General features: G+C 43.6%; 15 protein-coding genes. All 15 read right to left on the bottom strand.

Translation table 11 applies throughout. The features are described 5' to 3' along the window. Positions 1–13: 13 nt before the first annotated feature. Positions 14–514, bottom strand: coding sequence for a PaaI family thioesterase (locus IH598_03890; GenBank protein ID MBE0637641.1), 501 nt, complete (start codon positions 512–514; stop codon positions 14–16). 8 nt (positions 515–522) lie between these two features. Next, positions 523–1,287 carry a toxin-antitoxin system YwqK family antitoxin gene (locus IH598_03895; protein MBE0637642.1) on the bottom strand — a complete coding sequence of 255 codons (765 nt, stop codon included), beginning with the start codon at positions 1,285–1,287 and terminating at the stop codon, positions 523–525. A 76-nt stretch (positions 1,288–1,363) separates the two neighbouring features. Continuing rightward, positions 1,364–2,674 carry a 30S ribosomal protein S12 methylthiotransferase RimO gene (rimO, locus tag IH598_03900; protein ID MBE0637643.1) on the bottom strand — a complete coding sequence of 437 codons (1,311 nt, stop codon included), beginning with the start codon at positions 2,672–2,674 and terminating at the stop codon, positions 1,364–1,366. 15 nt (positions 2,675–2,689) lie between these two features. Next, positions 2,690–3,643: a signal recognition particle-docking protein FtsY gene (gene ftsY / locus IH598_03905; protein ID MBE0637644.1), complete on the bottom strand. Its 954-nt coding sequence runs from the start codon at positions 3,641–3,643 to the stop codon at positions 2,690–2,692. Positions 3,644–3,732: 89 nt separating this feature from the next. Beyond that, positions 3,733–3,885 (bottom strand): DUF4295 domain-containing protein, encoded by a 153-nt coding sequence (locus IH598_03910; GenBank protein MBE0637645.1) that lies wholly within the window; start codon positions 3,883–3,885, stop codon positions 3,733–3,735. 12 nt (positions 3,886–3,897) lie between these two features. Beyond that, entirely contained in the window at positions 3,898–4,086 is a 189-nt protein-coding gene (gene rpmG / locus IH598_03915; GenBank protein MBE0637646.1) for a 50S ribosomal protein L33, read from the bottom strand. Between the two features lie 82 nt (positions 4,087–4,168). Then, positions 4,169–5,980 carry a transcription termination factor Rho gene (rho, locus tag IH598_03920; protein MBE0637647.1) on the bottom strand — a complete coding sequence of 604 codons (1,812 nt, stop codon included), beginning with the start codon at positions 5,978–5,980 and terminating at the stop codon, positions 4,169–4,171. A 343-nt stretch (positions 5,981–6,323) separates the two neighbouring features. Beyond that, positions 6,324–7,355: a glycosyltransferase family 2 protein gene (locus IH598_03925; GenBank protein MBE0637648.1), complete on the bottom strand. Its 1,032-nt coding sequence runs from the start codon at positions 7,353–7,355 to the stop codon at positions 6,324–6,326. A 304-nt stretch (positions 7,356–7,659) separates the two neighbouring features. Beyond that, positions 7,660–9,186, bottom strand: a complete 1,527-nt coding sequence (locus IH598_03930; GenBank protein MBE0637649.1) for a GWxTD domain-containing protein — start codon at positions 9,184–9,186, stop codon at positions 7,660–7,662. 154 nt (positions 9,187–9,340) lie between these two features. Next, positions 9,341–11,674 (bottom strand): T9SS type A sorting domain-containing protein, encoded by a 2,334-nt coding sequence (locus IH598_03935; GenBank protein ID MBE0637650.1) that lies wholly within the window; start codon positions 11,672–11,674, stop codon positions 9,341–9,343. Between the two features lie 165 nt (positions 11,675–11,839). Continuing rightward, complete coding sequence (locus tag IH598_03940; GenBank protein ID MBE0637651.1) at positions 11,840–12,763, bottom strand: radical SAM protein; 924 nt, start codon at positions 12,761–12,763, stop codon at positions 11,840–11,842. A gap of 183 nt (positions 12,764–12,946) precedes the next feature. Further along, a complete protein-coding gene (locus tag IH598_03945) occupies positions 12,947–15,301 on the bottom strand; it encodes a T9SS type A sorting domain-containing protein (protein ID MBE0637652.1) in 2,355 nt (784 codons plus the stop codon). A 91-nt stretch (positions 15,302–15,392) separates the two neighbouring features. Continuing rightward, the gene (locus IH598_03950; GenBank protein MBE0637653.1) at positions 15,393–15,869 is read right to left on the bottom strand and encodes a SoxR reducing system RseC family protein; all 477 of its coding nucleotides are present in this window, start codon (positions 15,867–15,869) and stop codon (positions 15,393–15,395) included. 68 nt (positions 15,870–15,937) lie between these two features. Beyond that, on the bottom strand, positions 15,938–16,639 hold the full coding sequence (locus IH598_03955) for an SDR family oxidoreductase (GenBank protein ID MBE0637654.1): 702 nt from the start codon (positions 16,637–16,639) through the stop codon (positions 15,938–15,940). A gap of 41 nt (positions 16,640–16,680) precedes the next feature. Further along, positions 16,681–19,602 carry a choice-of-anchor D domain-containing protein gene (locus IH598_03960; GenBank protein ID MBE0637655.1) on the bottom strand — a complete coding sequence of 974 codons (2,922 nt, stop codon included), beginning with the start codon at positions 19,600–19,602 and terminating at the stop codon, positions 16,681–16,683. Positions 19,603–19,675 lie beyond the last annotated feature (73 nt).

A 19,675-nucleotide genomic window follows, 5' to 3' on the forward strand; every position in this document is an offset into this window, starting at 1 on the left:
AGACGGGCAGTCATCACTTCATTTCTTCCTCACCTTTTTCGAAGTAAAAATCTCCTGAGTCAGGATAGAAGTATTTTTCTTTTGAAAGTTTTTCGGAAAATGTGAAGTACTGGACGATTCCATGGGCGCAAAGTTGCCCTTCATTGTCAAATAATTCAACTTCGATATCCACCAGGTTTCGCCTTTGGGAGATGAGCTTCGCCCTGAGTTTAATAGCTCCTTTGTTAATGAGAACGGGCTTTTTGTATTTAACTTCGAGCCTGGAAGTGACGCCGGCGGTTTTTATTTTTACATAAACAAACCAGCTTGCAATTTCGTCCATCAGCGTGGATTGAATACCGCCATGCAGCAGGTCGTGGTAGCCCTGGAAATGATCTTCCGGTATCCAGGTGGCTGTGAGGTATTCCCCTTCGTCCACAAAGTTCAACCGCAGCCCGATGGGATTGTCAGGCGAGCAGCCAAAGCAGTCGTAGCCGCTCATCCCTGCAAAGGGATTTCTTATTTTTCTGAACATGAATCGGTTTATTTTTCTATGCCCTGGTCGAAAGTTTTTTCACTAACTAAATTTCCGTCTTCATCATAGACCTTCCATATTCCATGCTTAAGATTATCCTTAAACAGGCCTTCCTCCTTTACTTTTCCGTTGAGGTGATATTCACGGTGTTCACCTTCGCGGTTATTATTCACGTAAGTCTCTTCGGTTAAAAGCGCACCATTTTCATAGAATGTCTTTTGGGTACCTTCAAATTTCCCGTCGACATAAAGATATTCAGCAATTAAATTTCCATTTTGCGTGTACCATTTTGATAATCCATTCTTAATTCCGTTTTTGTGCTCTGACTCCTCCTGCAATGTTCCACTCGCATAGAAAGCACGCTTCAATCCTTCCAATTTGCCGCTAATATAATTCTCTTCAAGAATTAACCTGGAACCTCGTTCGTAAACCCTGTAAGCGCCATGCTTTTGATCATTCACATAAAATTGCTCTGAAACCAAATAACCCCTGCTGTCAATTTCGATGAATGCGCCATTTTTTTTGCCTTCATTATAGTTTTCGACAAATTGAACCAGGTCGTTTTTGTGATATGTTATCCAACTCCCGTCTTTCTTATCATCGAGATAAAACCCTACACTTTTTATATTTTCGATCGTGTCGATCCAATAACCCTGCTTCCGGCCTTTACCGTCCGTTTGATTGGTTTGGCTTCCTCCATCGCTGCTATCAATAGTAAAATGACAGGATGCTGCAATGAAAAGTGTGCTGAAGAATAAGATTAGAACTTTCATGATTAAATAGTTTTTTGCAAATTTACTAACATCGGTGGATACTGGTAACAAAAAGCTTTGATAAATGGTGCGGAGTTTAATCGATGGCAGGCTCACCGTAAAGATCAAATGCTTCTGCAGATGAAATTTTTATTGGATAAAAATTGCCTTGCCTGAGGTGAAATTGCTCAGGTATGAGAATTTCATTGTCCACCTCAGGCGAATCATATTGGCTGCGGCCAACCCAGTATCCACCTTCGTTCCGGTCGATGATCACCTTCATGATTTTACCCACTTTGTCCTGGTTCAGCTGGAAGGAGATTTGTTCCTGAAGTTCCATGAGTTGTGCTGCCCTCTGTTTTTTTATTGCCGCATGAACATTGTCTTTTTGCTTGAAAGCAGGAGTATTTTCCTCATGGGAATAAGTGAATACGCCAAGCCGTTCGAACTGAGCCTCAGCTACGAACGCCTTCAATTCGCTGAAATGATCTTTCGTCTCACCAGGAAATCCAACAATGATGCTTGTTCTGATAGCGATATCGGGAATGGCTTTTCTGAATTTTTGGATCAGCTGCAGGGTTTGCCTGCCTGTATGCCCCCGTTTCATTGCTTTTAGGATCGGCTCGCTGATATGTTGCACAGGAATGTCGATGTAATTACAAATCTTTGATGATGAACGCATCACATCCAGCACTTCCATCGGGAAACCCGCAGGGTAGGCATAATGTAACCTGATCCATTCGATACCTGAAACCTCAGAAAGTTTTTCGAGCAATTCCGGCAGTTTTCGTTTACCGTAAATATCTAAACCATAATAGGTGGAATCCTGTGCGATGATCATAAGTTCTTTAACCCCGTTGGAGGCCAGAAACCTGACTTCTTCAGTTAATTCTTCAATGGTTTTTGATCGGTGTTTTCCCCTGATCAGCGGGATGGCGCAAAAGGCACATTTACGGTCGCATCCTTCCGAAATCTTAAGGTAAGTATAATGTGAAGGTGTTGTTATGATTCGCTCTCCAAGCAACTCTTTCCTGTAATCCACGCCAATGCTTCGGAGGATTGCCGGAAATTCGGCCACGCCAAAAAAGCCATCAACTTCCGGGATTTCATTCTCAAGGTCCTTGCGGTAGCGCTCCGAAAGACATCCCATTACATACAATTCCTTAATGCTCCCTTCCTTTTTTGCCCTTGCAAAACTCAAAATGGTTTCTATTGATTCCTCTTTTGCATCGTTAATAAAACCGCACGTATTGATGATTACCTTATCAGCGTTCACTTCCTCGGGGTTGTGCGCAACCTGCATTCCACCCGATTGCAGTTGACGCATCAGCACCTCGGAGTCCACCAGGTTTTTGGAGCAGCCCAGTGTGATGATACTGATTGAATTTTGAATGGATTTAGTTTTCAATGCGTTCGCGGATATTTATTCATTAAAAAGGGAATCCACAAACTCAAACTTGTTAAAGAGTTGCAGGTCTTCTTTTTTCTCCCCTATCCCAATGTATTTCACCGGAACCTGAAACTGATCGGAAATTCCTATGACCACTCCACCTTTGGCCGTACCATCAAGCTTGGTAAGCGCCAGTGCATTCACTTCGGTGGCTGCTGTAAACTGTTTTGCCTGTTCAATGGCGTTCTGACCGGTAGAAGCATCGAGGATGAGAAGTATTTCGTGCGGAGCATCAGGGATGATTTTTTTCATCACACTTTTAATCTTTGTCAGCTCATTCATCAGGTTGATTTTATTGTGCAGGCGGCCTGCAGTATCAATAATGACCACATCAACTTTATTGGCCACAGCCGATTTCAATGTATCGTAAGCTACCGATGCAGGATCAGCTCCCATCCCCTGCGAAACAAGAGGCACGTCAACCCGTTGCGACCAGATCGTCAGCTGATCAACAGCGGCAGCCCTGAAAGTATCGGCAGCACCCAGCAAAACGGATTTGCCGGCCGTCTTGAACTGATGAGCCAGTTTGCCAATGGTCGTTGTCTTTCCAACACCATTAACACCCACAACCATTATCACATAAGGAAGATCGCGTTTTGGGAAATCGAACCCCAGCAATTCGCCGTTGTCGTTTTCGGCGAGCATAGCTGCAATCTCTTCCTTAAGCATGGTGTGTAATTCACCTGCATTCAGATATTTGTCACGCGCCACACGGGCTTCAATCCGACCGATAATCTTCAGTGTGGTGGTTACTCCCACATCAGAACTAACCAGTACCTCCTCCAGGTTGTCCAACACTTCATCATCCACTTTTGTCTTACCTGCAATGGCTTTGGTTATTTTTGAAAAAACACTCTGTTTGGTCTTTTCCAACCCTTCATCGAGCTGTTCTTTTTTCTTTTTTGAAAAAAAGTCGAAAATCCCCATGATTACTTTATTTTAATGTGTTTAAATACAAAAAGCCTTCCCCTCTGACGGAAAAGGCTTGTGTTTGATTTTAGGCTGGCAGAACGAATTTATCCTTTCTTAACCAGTTCCTGAGCTTTATCGTTCAGCATAATCTCTTCCTTGAACGTATAAGCGCCGGTTTTTTTTGAACGAACAACCGAGATTACTTTTGCGTAATCTTTTCCGGCGGCTTGCAGTGTAGCAACAACTTTCTTTGCCATAATCTATTTCCTTTATTTAATTTCTCTGTGAATGGTGATTTTTTTCATGATGGGGTTGTATTTTTTCAACTCCATTCTTTCAGGTGTGTTCTTCTTGTTTTTAGTAGAAATGTACCTTGATGTTCCGGGTAGCCCGCTGGTTTTATGCTCTGTACACTCCAGAATTACCTGAACCCTTGCGTCTTTTGATTTTTTTGCCATGTCGAAATTTATTCAGTTTTTAGGGGCGCAAAATTAATACTTTATTTGAATTCCCCGATTTGTTTAATAACTTTTTTTCCTTTTAACTATTCATCGAGATAATAAACTCCTCATTGGTTTGGGTAAACCGCATTTTATCTTTCAAAAATTCCATCGCCTCGATTGGTGTCCTTTCAGCAAGGATATTACGCAAAATCCAAATCCGCTGTAGCATCTCCTTATCAAGCAGCAGGTCATCGCGACGTGTGCTTGAGGCAACAATGTCGATTGCCGGGTAAATTCGTTTATTGGATATTTTTCGGTCGAGTTGGAGTTCCATGTTACCGGTGCCTTTAAATTCTTCGAAAATAACCTCATCCATCCTTGATCCGGTGTCAATAAGGGCTGTTGAGATGATGGTCAACGAGCCGCCGTTTTCGATCTGGCGGGCAGCGCCGAAAAACCGCTTGGGTTTTTGCAGGGCGTTGGAATCAACACCGCCTGATAGCACCTTACCTGAGGCGGGTGCTGTAGTGTTGTAAGCCCTTGCAAGACGTGTAATGGAGTCGAGCAGAATTACCACGTCATGACCACATTCGGTAAGTCGTTTGGCTTTTTCAAGTACAATGTTGGCAATCTTTACATGTCTTTCGGCAGGCTCATCAAATGTGGAAGCAATCACCTCGGCTCTTACACTGCGTTGCATGTCAGTAACCTCCTCCGGACGTTCATCGATCAGGAGGATCATCATATAGACCTCAGGGTGGTTGGCGGCAATAGCGTTGGCAATTTCTTTGAGCAATACTGTTTTACCTGTTTTGGGCTGAGCTACAATTAATCCTCGCTGACCTTTGCCAATTGGGGTGAACATGTCGATGATCCGAGTGGAGATGGATTCGTTGGGGTGTCCTGAAAGTTTAAACTTCTTTTCGGGGAAAAGGGGAGTCAGGAAGTCGAAAGGCACCCTGTCACGTGCTTCTTCGGGGTCACGTCCGTTGATCTCTTCAACCTTGATAAGCGGGAAAAATTTTTCACCATCCTTTGGCGGACGGATACTGCCGCGAACGGTGTCACCTGTTTTTAAACCAAAGAGTTTTATCTGCGACTGTGAAACATAAACATCATCGGGTGAGTTCAGGTAGTTGTAGTCTGATGAGCGTAAAAAGCCGTAGCCATCCTGCATGATTTCGAGTACACCTTCGGTAGAAACTACACCGTCCACTTCGAATGAGTACTTATCACGGTTCTTTTCGTGAAATTTAGGGCGTTGTGGTTGTTCTGCAGTTCTACCTTCCTGATTTTGAAAACGGTCGGGTCTGTTCTCTTCTTCCGGTTTTTCCTGGTTGAAATTGATGGTTTCAGTTTGATCAATTTTTTTTGGTTGCTCGGTCTCTTTTTGAAATCCGATATTTTTCCTGGGAAACCGGTTTTCAACCGCCGGTTTTTCAACAATTTCAGCAACTGGCTGTCTCTGAGTCTTTTCTTCCGTAACTGGCGTTTGGTTTTTATTGTCGCTTTCAGGTTTTTGAAATTTTCTTTCTAAGGGATGCTTTTTGAATTTCTCCAAGACTTCAGGTTTCTGGTTTTTGCTTTCTTCCTCCTTAACCGTTGGAACATTTTCTTTTACATCTGCAACAGGTAGAGATGCAACATTGGTAACGGCTTCTTTATCAGTGCTTGATGCAATTCTATCTTTGGATGATTTGGTTTCAATCCTTTTGCGCTTGTTCTTGTTGAAGTCAGTGTTGCTCTTTTCTTCGAATTTCGGTTTTGGTGGGTTAAGGGCTTGCTGATCAAGTATTTTGTACACCAGATCCTGCTTTTTGAGGTTGTTGATTTTGGAAATGTTAAGTTCTTTGGCAATATCTCTTAATTCCGTGAGAACCTTTCCGTTGAGTTCAATAATATCGTACATCTATGAATAATTTAAAATTTCTTGTTTATGATTGTTTTACTAATTAAAATGCAGCATTCATCAAGGCATTCAATAGCCGGGATGGTGCATCAGGATTCAGAACTTTGTGATGATTTCATTCAGATCTTAACTATGGAACACATGGAAACTGTGATTCAAAAATCAACGCTATTCCAATAAGCATCAATGATTTAGTTTAAGGATTGAATAAGTTTGATCGTACTTCTTTGAAATTCAGGTAGTGAATACGGTTGCAAAATTAAATAATTATTCCAAATAACAAAAAAAACGACAATTAATAGCAATAAAAGCACTTTTACCAACAAAACCCGTAAAAAACCGATTAATGACTTTCACCGGTTAAAAACCTGTTTTTATCAAGCTGGCTGAACTTCCTCTTTCCCTTAAGGAAGTGATCCAGGGCAATATTCCCATTGTAAATTTGTGATACATGCTTGTGCCTTATTTTGTTACGTTTTATCCTGTTTTTTTTATAGGAAAAATAAAAACCGAAGTGTGCCCTTGAAACTGCGATAAAATGCCGGAATCCTCCATCAACTAAAAATTTAACGGAGGCCATCATGTCGAGAAAAAACCTGGCAAGAAATACAGGAATGAGCTGCTCCTTCGGGAGATTTTTATAAAGCAGCGTGCTGTTATTGCGAATATTCAAATAGGTTTTCCGGGGTGATGACTTATCGAGTGAGCCGCCTCCGATGTGATAAACTGTTGAATTTCCACAATACATGATTTTGTAGCCCAGGTGTTTAAGTCTCCAACAGAGGTCAATTTCTTCCATGTGGGCAAAAAAATCATCATCCAGGCAACCGGCTTGATTAAAGCAGGTTGCTCTGATAAAAAGACAAGCTCCGCTGGCCCAAAATATTTCGGAAACTTCATCGTACTGGCCATGATCTTCTTCGATGGATTGAAAAATTCTTCCCCTGCAAAACGGATATCCAAACCGATCGATAAATCCGCCGGCAGCACCGGCATATTCAAACAGATGTCGATTGTTATACGAACGAATCTTAGGCTGGCAGGCGGCAATCTGCGCATCGCTTTCCATTAACTCGATGACAGGTTCAATCCAATGTTGTGTGACCTCGATGTCAGAATTCAACAACACATAATAATCAGCGTCAATTTGATTGAGTGCACGGTTGTAACCTGCGGCAAATCCAAGGTTCATCGCATGCCTGATAATTTTTACAGACGGGAAGTTATTTTCCAAAAAAGCCAGCGAGTCATCTGTGGAGCCATTGTCGGCAACATAAACCCCGGCAATATTCCTGCTTGTTTCAACCACTTTTGGTAAAAACATTTCGAGGAATTTTTTTCCGTTCCAGTTCAGTATGACAATGGCAATTTTCATTCGGGTGGTAAAAGTAGATAAAATCCACTTTGTAGATATGGAAGAAGGAAAATTGGTTTTGTAGAAGGATGGGAGGTTATCGGGTTGTTGCCCATGTGCTGCCATGCCGGACATGCTACATTGTCGGGTTGGCCGGAGATTTCAGCATTTTGTTTCAAATCATTTGCTGCAACAATAAGCCCGACCCAAAAGTATCATTTAGTTAACGTGTATTAGCGATTCACAGCCGTAGCAATAAACATCCCTGAATACTTCATTGTTCCATCTCAAACCAACATTTAAAAAAAAACCGTAATTAATTCTATTACCTCGGATTGTTGTAATAGTCCCCAGATTTCCCTTTGTATTTGTCGGTTTCGGGCATTGTACTGTCAAATTTAAAGCGGTAGTGAAGTTCAGCCTGCCAGTTTTCGTTTTGAATTTCACCGGGCATGTTGGAGTGGATCAGCTTATAGTCGAAAAGTGCCAGATTCGTATTGGCAAACACAAATTTACGATCACGAAGGTTGTTCAAGGCATAATAATGCCAGATTTGGTAAGGAACACTGCCTGCATCATTTCCCTCTGAACCGCCTGAATTGATGGTCATACCTGATGTACTTGCATCAAAAGGTCGGTCGGTGATTGTATTTGGTGGTCCATATTTCAGGAAAACGTAGCCCATATCAGTCTGATAACCTTTTTTTCCTTTGGTACCCGGTGCGCCAAATTGCTCGTTCACCAGTTGCACTGCACCAAGGTAATGCGTCCATGCATTTTCAGGGTTCAACTCGTCACGCTCTAGCCAGAAATTGAGGAAAAAGCGTTGCATCATGGCAAGGTCGGCATTAGATTCCTTAATCTGGTGTTTTACAAACTTGCTTTCCATATCTGTCGAAATCGGGTAGAGGTAATTGATATACTCCATCAGCGTATCCCGGCTTGTAATTTGGGCGACAAATGAGTTTTCGACAGTAAGCCCCGCGAAATGAGTATAATCCACTTTCAGGTTCGGATTACTCCGCTGGAAAAAAAGTTTATTGCTCGTAAGTAGCGCATTGTCTTTGTTACGCACCTCAACCACCAGATTATAATTGCCGGATGGCAACTCAGCAATGTTGTAGTTGGCAAAAAGCACGATGACCGGATTGGTATTTTCGCGCTTAAAGCTCACAAACTTTTCCATCCGGCGCTTTGTCTCATATGACTCGATAAAATAACTTAGCAGGAATTTCTCGTCTTGACCAATTATTTTATCACTATTGTAAACTTCTGAGTAAAAACTGAGTATGTTAACATCCTGTGGAATGAAGTTGTAAACATATGGCACCAGGTCATAACCGCTTTTGGACAGAATGTTTGGCTCACTTGTTTTATTAAATGATTCGATGAGTTGAATGCCGGAAATCGAAATTTCGTCTGCTGTAAAATTAAGATCAATGGACTGAATGGCGCTGAAAGGCGGTGAACTGGTATTCATATCCTGAATTTTGATCTCAAAATCATAAACTCCATTTGGCAAAGCAAATCGCTGCTGGTCTAAAAAATTGAAATAGCGATCTGCTGTGTCAGCGATCTTTGGGCTTAACAGCTCATATTTGTCAAACGTAACGATTTTGTCCTGATCCTTAAAAATCATCGTTACCTCAATTTTTCCCTGGAATTTTCCATCATTATCCTTTACCCATTCAATGCTGCTTCCTACCACCGAAAGATAAGTTTCGATGTATGGGCCAACTTCCGGAGAGTAAAACTTGGAATAAAAGAGTTGGGCCTGAACAAACCTGGGGATGTCAGCAAGAAGGGGTGTTGCTAAAATCAGGGCAAGAAAGATGGCGAATAATTTTTTCATTGCAATAGCTTTTAAATGGTTTCTCATAATGCTCAAAATTAGAAGTTATCTTGTTATCCCTGTCGAAAAACAAGCTAAAGGTAAATACATTTCAGTTTTCGGTTCTATGTTTCAAAAAATTCAATACGAAACAACATTTAAAAAGGTTCGGCTTTTACCGGATTAAAATGAGCCTTGAATTATGGATGACATCATCCAATTGGATATTGACCAGGTAAAGACCGTTTGGTAAATAAGATCCGGAAGAACTTTGCCCATCCCATTCAAATTTTTTATTCCCTGCTGTAACCGATCCTTTGTAAAGTGTGCAGACAGTTTTTCCATGAATGTCTAAAATGGAGGCTTCACAAAAAGTGGTTTTATCGACGTTAAAAACGATTTCTGCCTTAGTTGATGCCGGATTTGGAAAAACCCTGATCAATGGTGCTGGTATTTTTTCGGCTTCGTTAATGTCTGTAATGATCAGGTTATCATAAATCTGAAAACCGGCGATACCATCGGCAATGTAGGCGTTTGAGCCGTGGATGGTCACCCCGAGTGCAAATACCCCGGATGGCTTGTAATATCCTGCAACAAAAGGGTTGGCCGGAAATGAGATGTCAACCAATTGAACCCCTCCGAGGATATAATTTGCCACATAAGCATAATTACCATCCACGTCGATTGCTGTGGCGGCATCCGGTGTGTAAACATATCCTGCAATGGAGGGATTATTTTTATCAGTGATGTCAATGACTTCCATCCCGCCAAGATCATCTGCAATGTAAGCAAAATTTCCCTGAATGCTTAAATCCTTTCCCTTGGCGTTAAGTGTGGCGAAACGATGGACAAAAACCGGATTTTCAGGATTGGAAATGTCGAAAATGTAAAGCCCTTTGGTGTCCTGATCTTCGAATGGCTGATAATCGATCAGGTACAAATAATCACCCTCAATGTCGAGCGCCTGAACAAAGCAATATTCAACGCCGGGCTCAGCGCCGTTGACCCATCCAAAGGTGTGGGCTGCAAGTGTCGGGGCGTCGGGATTTGAAAAATCAACAACCCTGAAACCATCCCACCAGCATGCGATAAAAGCATAGTGGTCTTTCAGTACAATGTCATAGGTCATTACCGGAGCAGTATAATGTCCTCTTTTAAATGGATTTGCGGGGTCGGAAATATCCATAATATTCACAGGATTTGCAGCAGTCATACTTTTGGGAATATAAACAGCCAGATCGCCCGAGACTGCGACAAGATCTCCGGCGGTTTCATGGTAACCGGTCTGAACCGGGTTTGATTTGTCGGTAATGTCGAACACCCTGAAACCATTGCTGCCTGTAAAAGCCAGATTACCATTCACGCACACATTGTTGGTCCATGTAGGTAGTTTCATGATGGCTGTCATTTGAGGATCGCTAAGGTTGCTGATATCCAAATAGGAACAAACGCTTCCACCGGTGTAAGCAACCACATTATCGCCAACAGCAATATATTCGGCGTAATCGGTATAGGTTGAAATTTCCTGTGGGTTTGTCGGGTCAGAAACATCAATAATTCGCACGCCACCTCCCGGATTTGTGGTGTTACTTGAAATGAAAGCGTGATTTCCTTTTATATCCACCCTTACCGGAGACCCGGTCAAGGGTAACTGCCCAAGAAGCTGCGGTGAAGACGGATTGCTGACATTCCAGATTTTTAGCCCAAAGTTATAGGAGACCTGGTACAATTTGCCGCCGGCAGCAGCAACTCCGGATGTAAGCCCTGCTACAGCACCCACCATTTGAGGGTTGTAGGGATCTGACACATCCACGATCCGGCAACTGTTGTTGGCAGCGCAAAACATCAGGTCGCCGTCTTTGGCTGAGTTCCAGATCAATGTAGACGATGGAATCGGGTAATGGCCAATCTTTGGAATATTATTCAGGTCTGAGATATCGTAAATGTAAATCCCGTCGGCCACCGACATCACGTATAGTAAATTACCATCAGCAAAAATTCCTCCTCGCGGGTAGCTTTCGGTAGGGATGCGGGCTAACCTGACAGGGGCAGTGATTTCGGTCATATCCCAGATTTCAGCTCCGGAAAAATAAGCACCAAGATAAAGCCTTTTCGTTTCCGGATCATAATCAATTGCATCTACCAGTGATCTGCTTTTAACGACCGAAATTTGCTCAGGATTATATGGGTCTGAAAGATCTACCACGATTACCCCACCTCCCGAACCCACAAGAAAGATATTTTCCATCCCGGAGTAATGAAGTGAATAACTTAATCCCATCGGCCAATTTCCCAGGAAAGCCATATTCAGCGAATCAAAGTCCAGAACCCGTTCCATATCATAATGACCATGATGGATCATTTCCTGAAACTCATAGCCGGCTTGCCCCGGTCTGGAAATTGGTTCTTCCACGGTCAACAGACTTCCTGCAACAGCGATTGACCTGGTTGGTGATTGTGCCGAAAGAAGCACTGGCAGTAAAAGCAATACGAGTAAAATTTTTCTCATGTCAACATTTTTTTGGTTTAACATGGGCAAAGGTAAGATGATTTGAATACAATGCAACTGTGAGCAGTCAAAATTTATCCACCACGCTTATTTTTGCCGGGTAATCTGCGGTTTTTGTTAACCCATGTCGATAAATAGAAATGTTTTCCTTAAAAACATCCGCCTTTACGATTCAAACGGGTGCTCCTGATCAAAATCTGGACGGTAGTTTTCATTGCTCTCGAGACCCTGAATCCATCCCCTATGCAGTCCGAGATTGTAAAATTCGTCCACCACCTTCCTGTATTCATCATTGTAAAGCGTTCGGTTGATGGGAGTGATATTTCTGACATGTTTTGTCGGGTGGTACTGCGACATCAGGGAGATGCTAAGAGAAGTTGATATTTCTTCGGCAATGTTTCGGAGTACACCGATGCTGTTGTCCACATGACCTGGCAGCACCAGATGACGGATCAATATTCCACGCACGGCAAGGCCGTCGTCGTCGAGGAGAAGGGTTGAACCTTTCTGGCGGTACATTTCTTTCAATGCAGCTTTAACGATTTCCGGATAATTGGCTGCATCTGAATACTTTCGGGACAACTCCGGATCAAAATATTTGTAATCAGGCAGATAGACATCAATACAGGATTCAAGACTACGGAGCGTCTCCACCTTGTCGTAGCCATTGGTGTTGTAAACGAAAATAGGATTTATATTCATCATCCTCAATGCGTTGATGATAATTTTCACCTGTGGGACGAAATGGCCGGGGGAAACAAACCCCACCCCCTTGCATCCCGCGTTCAAACACTTCAGAATTTCCTGCAAAACCTCCTCCAACGTCATTTTTTGAGCATTTTCGGGTTGGTGGTTCATGCTGATCTGATGATTCTGGCAATACATGCATTGAAGGTTACAATGGCCAAAAAAAATATTACAAATCCCATTTACACCGCTGATCGGAGGTTCCTCCCCACGGTGAACGCAAATGGATGAAATATAGAATGATGCATCGCTTCTGCAATATCCCAACTTCTGGCTAAACCTGTCAGCACCACAGTTTCGTGGACAAATCCGGCAATGGTGCAATTCTTCTATTGGCGTCATCAAGCGATCGAAATCCAATGCAGCAATTTTTGAAACATTGTAAATCATTCCGACAAATTTTTTGCAAGGATAATGTTAAATGAACAAGAGGCTGTCTCGAAAGTCTTACAAATGGATTTTCAACGTTTCTTGTCCAATCCAGACTTTTGAGACAACCTCCTGATGGGATTTTCGCTCCTGTATTTACTGTATGATCACTTTTTCACTTTGGGTTTGGCTTCCAGAATTGATTTTCACCAAATAAATACCTTTGGGCATGTACCTGAAATCAAAACTACGGGTTGGATTCGTGCTCATTCGTCCCAAATCAATTTTTTCAGTAAAAATCACGGCTCCATCCATGTTGTAAACCTGAATCTCTCCGTCCTTTTTAAACCCATTCAGCAGGATGTCGAAGGCCCCTTCGGTCGGGTTGGGGGTAATCATCATCATAGGTTTTACCACAGGTTCACCTATACTAACCGAAGCATCCAGAAAAAGCATCATATCATCGGTTTTGCCAAATGAGCATGGCGACAACGGAGCAGCATCAAGTGTCAGCTTTACCATTCCTGCAGTAATGTCTCCTGTACCAGGAGTATAAATTGTCTGGAGATCAGTGGGATTACCAAAAACGCCATCGCCACTGGTGGTCCAGTAAACAGCAGAATAGTTAACAACCTGCGGATTTGTAAGATAAACGGCGCTTGTATGGATAGTGGTGTCATTTCCGGCGTGAACTGTAGGACGGTAGGTTATGTTGAGTAAAAGACTGTCGGAGACAAAAAGCCCCTGACCATAACCCTGCGCAGTGAGTTTCAGATAAACATGTCCGTTGGCCAGATCCTGGCTGCCCCTCAGATAAGGAGAATACAAATTGTTGGGGGTGATAAAGAAACCATCACCTGAGGTAGTCCATTGCCATGATTGGGCATATTGCGCCGATCCATTTACGTAATAAAATGTATCCTGACACACGTAACCATCAGGTCCGGCGTAAACTTCGGGAAGTTGCACAGGTCCGAAATCAAACGCAACAATTCTCGTCTTCCAGCTAAAATTCATGTATTCCTGGGTAAACCAAAAAACTGAGTCGTACACCGGATCAACATTCATACAGGAATAATCTCCCCATCTGCTAAATTGGGTTTGTGTGCCAAACCCCGTGGTAGCCTCCACTTCATCATAGGTCATCTGTCCAAGTGGAGCATCAGCTGGTCTTCCGGTGTATCGGATTGAGGGATAAACATCGCTGCTTCCCGAAACTGAGTAACCAAGCGCAATGGTTCCGGCGGCATTCATTGCGATACTGCCCATCCAGCGGTGCAGGCCATCATTAGGGGCATATACACCCTGCTGATAAATACTCCACGCTCCACCCGGCTGCTTGCGAAACTCATACCACCTGATACCGGCACGACCGCTTACATTCACCGTATGGTTGGCCACCATTGACTCGTAGGTTCCAAAGTTCCGATATGGTAATCTGTACATCAACATCTGACTCAGTGCGTCCAAAGTGCCGCTTGTTCCAGGTTGAGGTATTCCGTCAATACTTGGATTAAAAAAGCCGGGATTAATTGAAACACCCAATTGATAGGTGGAATTTTCAGGATTATCCCAGTCGGCTTTAAATTCATAAATCTCAAATTGTCTGCTGCTGAATGCATTCATGGTAGCAATGTAGTTCGGCGCATCTGAAGGAGGCATCTGGCCGTCCACATCGCTTGGCAGCAGGCTGTATTTATCTTCAAAATAACCAAAGAAAATCATCCGGGCGTCGGGATCACCAACCAGCATTTTATCACGTTCAAATGCAGCTACTCCGCCACCGATAAACCCATCTCCGAAAAAGTTAAACGAGCAATAGTACCCATCGTGCCAGGTGCTCATTTTTGGGTAATCGTTAAAATCATCGAATTCAAAGGCGTAGCGGTAATACTCGCCAAGCGGGTCGCCAGTGGCTGAAACAGCGACGACTTGGTAAGATTTTCCATTAGGACGCTCGACGGCAAACTGTGATGCGACAAACCTGTCGGCATTTACATCATAAAGTACGATGGGGTCGCCATCATTCGAGCCTGTCCAGGGCCCGATAAACCCTTCCCACAAGGTACTGTTGTCAACCGGTCCGTATAGCTTTGTCCCCTGTTTATCCCAGATGGCGAATGAAAGGTTGATCATCTGGAAATAATGATTTGGACCAACGGCGCCATCAGTATCGGGAGGGTAAACACCATTAACGTTTCCAATGCCGGGTATGCTCACGATGGGTCCACGTGAACTCATTGGTCCCATTGATTCCTGCAGATCGTTATACATAGCGGTTGCCGCATTTTCGGGCGGTTCAGGGATCATTTTAACCGATTTATTCCCGATAACACCGTCTTTCCAGGCGCGTTTTCGCTCACCGGGGACGATGATTTTCATGTCTCTGAGGGGTGGTGTTTTATCAGCATAGGCTGCTTTACGGACGATTTTGGGTGAGTGTACTTCCTGGGCAGTAAGTGGAAGGGAAAGAGTGATTGCGAGTGCGATCAGCAGAAGTAAATTTCTCATGGGCAGTTGATTGTGAATTAATTAAAGATTAATAGTTGAATATTTTTTAAAAATAAGTTGAGCTTAAATAACAAGCTAAAAATTAATTTGTTTAAGACTTTACTTCAAATTCAAACTGGGATTTGAGTTTATCTTTTAACAGATATAAAACAAAGTAGTAAGGCACGAGGACCATCAAGGCAAAAATACCCGCAATCCCTTGTTTACCTGTAAGTTCATAAGATGTGAGTAAAGTGATAATCATCATGATAAATGGTAAAAAATACCCGTACAAAACAGCCCGCAAACCCAATGATTTTTTCATTGTAACCTGCACCTGGTCTCCAACCTTAAGGTTGGTTGGTTTGCGGTTGCGTGCTTCAATTACTTTTTCCTTTTGATCGGCTACAGAGCAAAAACCTTTGGCATGACAGGATGAACAGGCAGATTCGGCAATGATAGCCACCCTGATCACATCATGGTCAATTTCGGTAATGAATCCGCTATGTGTAATGAGGTTGATGTTTTCAGTCTGTAATTCATCAATATTGGAATCTATGCTTTCTGATGTCTCGGTTGTTTTGAACATTGATGGTTATGAATTCATTTGTTTTTGTCCTGATTGCTTTTTGTTTTAGTCATGTGAAATTATAATTATCAGGGTGTTGACAAGGAAACAGGTAATATTTTTCCGTTGAAAAACTGGTGTCCGGTCAGTGCAAAATCGGCTACAAACCTTGCCATCTCATCAGGCTGCAGAGGAGCTGTATAGCCGGGAAAAGCAGCCTGGAGCATCTCCGTTTGCACGGCGCCAAAAGCTAAACAATTGACCCGGATTTCGCTTTTTTTCAATTCCTCAGCCATCGCTTCGGTGAGCACGGCAACAGCTCCTTTGGCTGCGCTGTAAAGCGACAAACCGGGAAATTTAGAACTTCCCTGTACTCCACCCATGCTGCTGATGTTTACAATATGAGCCGGCTTATTGAAATAGGGGAGGAGCAGCTGCGAAATTTTAAAAACCGATTTGACATTCACATTAAAAGTGTTGTCAAAATCCTCATCGGTCATTTCAATAAAAGGTTTGTTCACCAGCCATCCCGCGTTGTTGATCAGAATATCTACACTGCTAAAGCTTTGTAAAATTTGTGAAAGTCCCTTTTCAAAATCGGTTGTGCTGAGATCGAATGTAACAGGGAAAATCTCTGCATCGGGATTCAACGACAAGCATTCCAGTTTGAGTTGATCAAGTTTTTTGCCATCCCGGGCCAGTCCAACTATTTTGTGATTGCCAGATTGGGCTAATCTTTTAACCACAGCAAAACCAATCCCCCGGCTTGCGCCTGTTACGACGATATTCATACAATGAGCATTGCTTAAAAACTGCGGCAAAGATAACAATGTTATTGTTTGATGAGTTTGATGGCCTTGTGGTATTTTCCAATAGAGATTACTGCGAAATAAAGACCAGGATTTACCATGCTGCCAATGGAGTTTTCCCCATCCCAATGTATTTCTGTGTTGTGACCATCGGTCTGATAGCTTCCCATATCCCTGATAAGAAGCCCTCCGGCACTCATGATGCTGACATCGAAATTCACTTTTTCAGGGAGATCGATACTGATGGTTACAAAATCACTGAATGGGTTTGGATTGGCTGAAAAGATGGCAAAATTGGAGTTTGCAGAAGGGTTTTGGACAGAAGTGAAGGCATCCACGCCACCGGAATAACAAAACAACTTACCGTTCCGTCCTCCAACGACTGCTTCCATCGAGTGGTCATCATTGATGTCCGGAATTGTAGTTATGGCATCAATGGCTTCACCATAGTTGAATGATTTCATTTCGTTACCAGTAATCCCGTCGAGGAAGTAAACATAATTATTGCTGAACAACGTCCCTGCAACCACATCGTTGATGCCGTCTCCGCTGATGTCCTCGATTACTGCCACATTCCACGATTTGTCAACGAGCGGTTTGAGCCAGATATTCAATCCGTCAAATCCGCTCACAATAACGCAGTTGCTGCTGCTGCTGCCAAACAAAAGGTCAGCATAACCGTCGGCATCCACATCTTCAATCCTGAAAAGACGCGTAATGATGGGTGAGCCACCAATACTTCCGGAAAATAGAATTCCGCCGTTCACCGGGTTGTACCCGTAATAATTTCCGTTAAAACTTCCGGCTGCTGCATCCTGAATGCCGTCGTTATTGATATCATCGATCAGTGCAAGACCCCAAACCGATGATCCTGCAGTAGACTGGGACCAGAGTGTTGCGCCATTGGCGCCGTTGATGCCCACTACTTTCCCCTGTGTTTCGCTGGCATTGGAGGCCCCGCCAATGGCATCGGGGATACCGTCGCCATTCACGTCAGGAATGCTCATCACTGCAAAGCCCGGCCCTTCGAAGAAATTATCCCACATATAAGCGCCTGTAGCGCCGTTAACACAAAATGCGCGGCGGGGACCGGTTCCGGTGCCGTCGTTACCGGCGGCTCCGAGAACGTCAGCAATCCCGTCAGCATTATAGTCCATCGCTGCATCTACCTGGTAAACCCAACCCCCGGTACCCCACATGCTTCCGGTAGCAAATTTCCAAATCTGCTGGCCGGTTTTTCCGCAAATGGCCGTGATTGAACGGTCGCCCCCGGTCGTCCCAACCACCACATCCTGGTATCCGTCTCCATTAATATCGTCATGAATGACGAGCCCCTGTTGTTGGTAAATATTGCCGGAATAAATTTCAAATTCCCAGAAAATGTCGGCAGTTCCATGAGAATTTCCGTTGAAACATCTGACCATATTATCCTCCGAACAAACAATCACATCATCCACGCCGTCACCCGAAATGTCGCGGATGGATTTAATGGCTTTCGGACTGTTGTCATAATTCCCTGTAATGGTAAAATTCCATAACGGCTCTCCAAGTGGATAAGATTGGTCAAGTCCGCTGCCTGAGAGATTAATGATTGCTGAGGGATTTTGTGGGTCATTATTAGCAATCGTCAATGTACCGGCATAATTGGTCGCCCCCGGAGGACTGAACCAAATGCCGAGTTGAACGGTTTCCAGAGGGGAAATCATCACCGGGAAAGTAAGGTTTGGATCAACAAAAAAGGCGGGCTCGCTGCTTATCATCGATTCAATATTCAACATGGCGTTTCCGATATTTTTTACTTCGAGGAACCATCGTTTTTGTGCATTTTTCCTTACTGCACCGTAATTATGGCTCGTTATGGGTATTTCAATTGCCGGCCCAACAAGTACTGCTTCTCCGGTTAGTGTGATATTTACCTGTGGAGTTATGGGATCAGTGGATAAAACCTGAAAACTTGTATTCAGCGAGCCAGGTTCTGTAGGTCTGAATATCATCTCAATACCGGTTGATTCACCAGGCTCGAGTGTAATGGGGAACGTTTCCCAACTGAAAATTGGCACTGCATTCGGAATCTGGAGACTTTCGATCACAAGCGGCGCTGTTCCGGTGTTTCCAACATTCATATCCCACACCGAAGAATCGCCAACGGCCACATTTCCATAATCCCAGCTTGTAATCGGGACATTGATCTGGGGGGTTCCTGAACCTCCAAGATCAACTTTGTATAATACGCTCGGACCTCCGGTAGGGCCGTCAGCATACCAAAGGTATTGCCCGTCATAAACAATCCCTGCCGGTCGCTGATTCTCAGCATCATGACATTCGATGACCTGGCCGCTGGTAGTGTCGACCTTGCATAAAGTGTAAGCATTATAATCTGCAATCCACAGGAATTCATCCTGTAAACAGGCGTCCCATGGCTGGTTGCTCGGAGGGACAAACTGAGACAGTACCGTTCCCTGGTCGGTCACCTTATACACTTTACCCGGGTCGGGATAATAAGTGCACACCCAGAAATCTCCATCATCATAAGCAATTCCTGACATATAATGATCGGGCAAGGTGATGGTTGTTAGTATGGTTCCATCCCATCCCAGTTTTTTCGCCAGGGCCGGGTTGCTGCTTCCCGAAGGCTGATCTATGATCCATAAGAACTCGCCATCATAAGTCATACCATAGGAATCTCCGATGAGGGGATTGGAAAATAGTAAGTTAGCCTGGCCGGTTGCAGGGTCAAAACGATAAACCTTGTCGCCATTGACTCCGTAAATGCCGTAATAAATGTACTGCCCATCCCAAGCCAAACCTGATACCTTGCCGGTTAGGTTGTAGGTGGCCACAATGCTCCAGTCTTTTGAATGATTTTCATGCTGGGCAGACAGCCGCGAAAATCCCATCAATATGGCAATCACCGGGATTGTTGCAATGAGTAAATTTTTTTTCATAGCTAGTCAGTTTTAATGATTGAATTCGATTTTAGTACAACCGGCAAATTTAGCTAAAACATCTGAAACTTAA

It is taken from the genome of Bacteroidales bacterium, assembly GCA_014860585.1.
Taxonomy (GTDB): domain Bacteria; phylum Bacteroidota; class Bacteroidia; order Bacteroidales; family 4484-276; genus RZYY01.

What these genes read in the sequence shown, in the direction of transcription:
- IH598_03960 (MBE0637655.1), bottom strand. Translation starts at nt 19,602, where the DNA reads ATGAAAAAAAATTTACTCATTGCAACAATCCCGGTGATTGCCATATTG.
- IH598_03940 (MBE0637651.1), bottom strand. Translation starts at nt 12,763, where the DNA reads ATGACGCCAATAGAAGAATTGCACCATTGCCGGATTTGTCCACGAAAC.
- IH598_03955 (MBE0637654.1), bottom strand. Translation starts at nt 16,639, where the DNA reads ATGAATATCGTCGTAACAGGCGCAAGCCGGGGGATTGGTTTTGCTGTG.
- IH598_03945 (MBE0637652.1), bottom strand. Translation starts at nt 15,301, where the DNA reads ATGAGAAATTTACTTCTGCTGATCGCACTCGCAATCACTCTTTCCCTT.
- rpmG (MBE0637646.1), bottom strand. Translation starts at nt 4,086, where the DNA reads ATGGCAAAAAAATCAAAAGACGCAAGGGTTCAGGTAATTCTGGAGTGT.
- rho (MBE0637647.1), bottom strand. Translation starts at nt 5,980, where the DNA reads ATGTACGATATTATTGAACTCAACGGAAAGGTTCTCACGGAATTAAGA.
- IH598_03925 (MBE0637648.1), bottom strand. Translation starts at nt 7,355, where the DNA reads ATGAAAATTGCCATTGTCATACTGAACTGGAACGGAAAAAAATTCCTC.
- IH598_03930 (MBE0637649.1), bottom strand. Translation starts at nt 9,186, where the DNA reads ATGAAAAAATTATTCGCCATCTTTCTTGCCCTGATTTTAGCAACACCC.
- IH598_03895 (MBE0637642.1), bottom strand. Translation starts at nt 1,287, where the DNA reads ATGAAAGTTCTAATCTTATTCTTCAGCACACTTTTCATTGCAGCATCC.
- IH598_03890 (MBE0637641.1), bottom strand. Translation starts at nt 514, where the DNA reads ATGTTCAGAAAAATAAGAAATCCCTTTGCAGGGATGAGCGGCTACGAC.
- IH598_03910 (MBE0637645.1), bottom strand. Translation starts at nt 3,885, where the DNA reads ATGGCAAAGAAAGTTGTTGCTACACTGCAAGCCGCCGGAAAAGATTAC.
- IH598_03935 (MBE0637650.1), bottom strand. Translation starts at nt 11,674, where the DNA reads ATGAGAAAAATTTTACTCGTATTGCTTTTACTGCCAGTGCTTCTTTCG.
- ftsY (MBE0637644.1), bottom strand. Translation starts at nt 3,643, where the DNA reads ATGGGGATTTTCGACTTTTTTTCAAAAAAGAAAAAAGAACAGCTCGAT.
- IH598_03950 (MBE0637653.1), bottom strand. Translation starts at nt 15,869, where the DNA reads ATGTTCAAAACAACCGAGACATCAGAAAGCATAGATTCCAATATTGAT.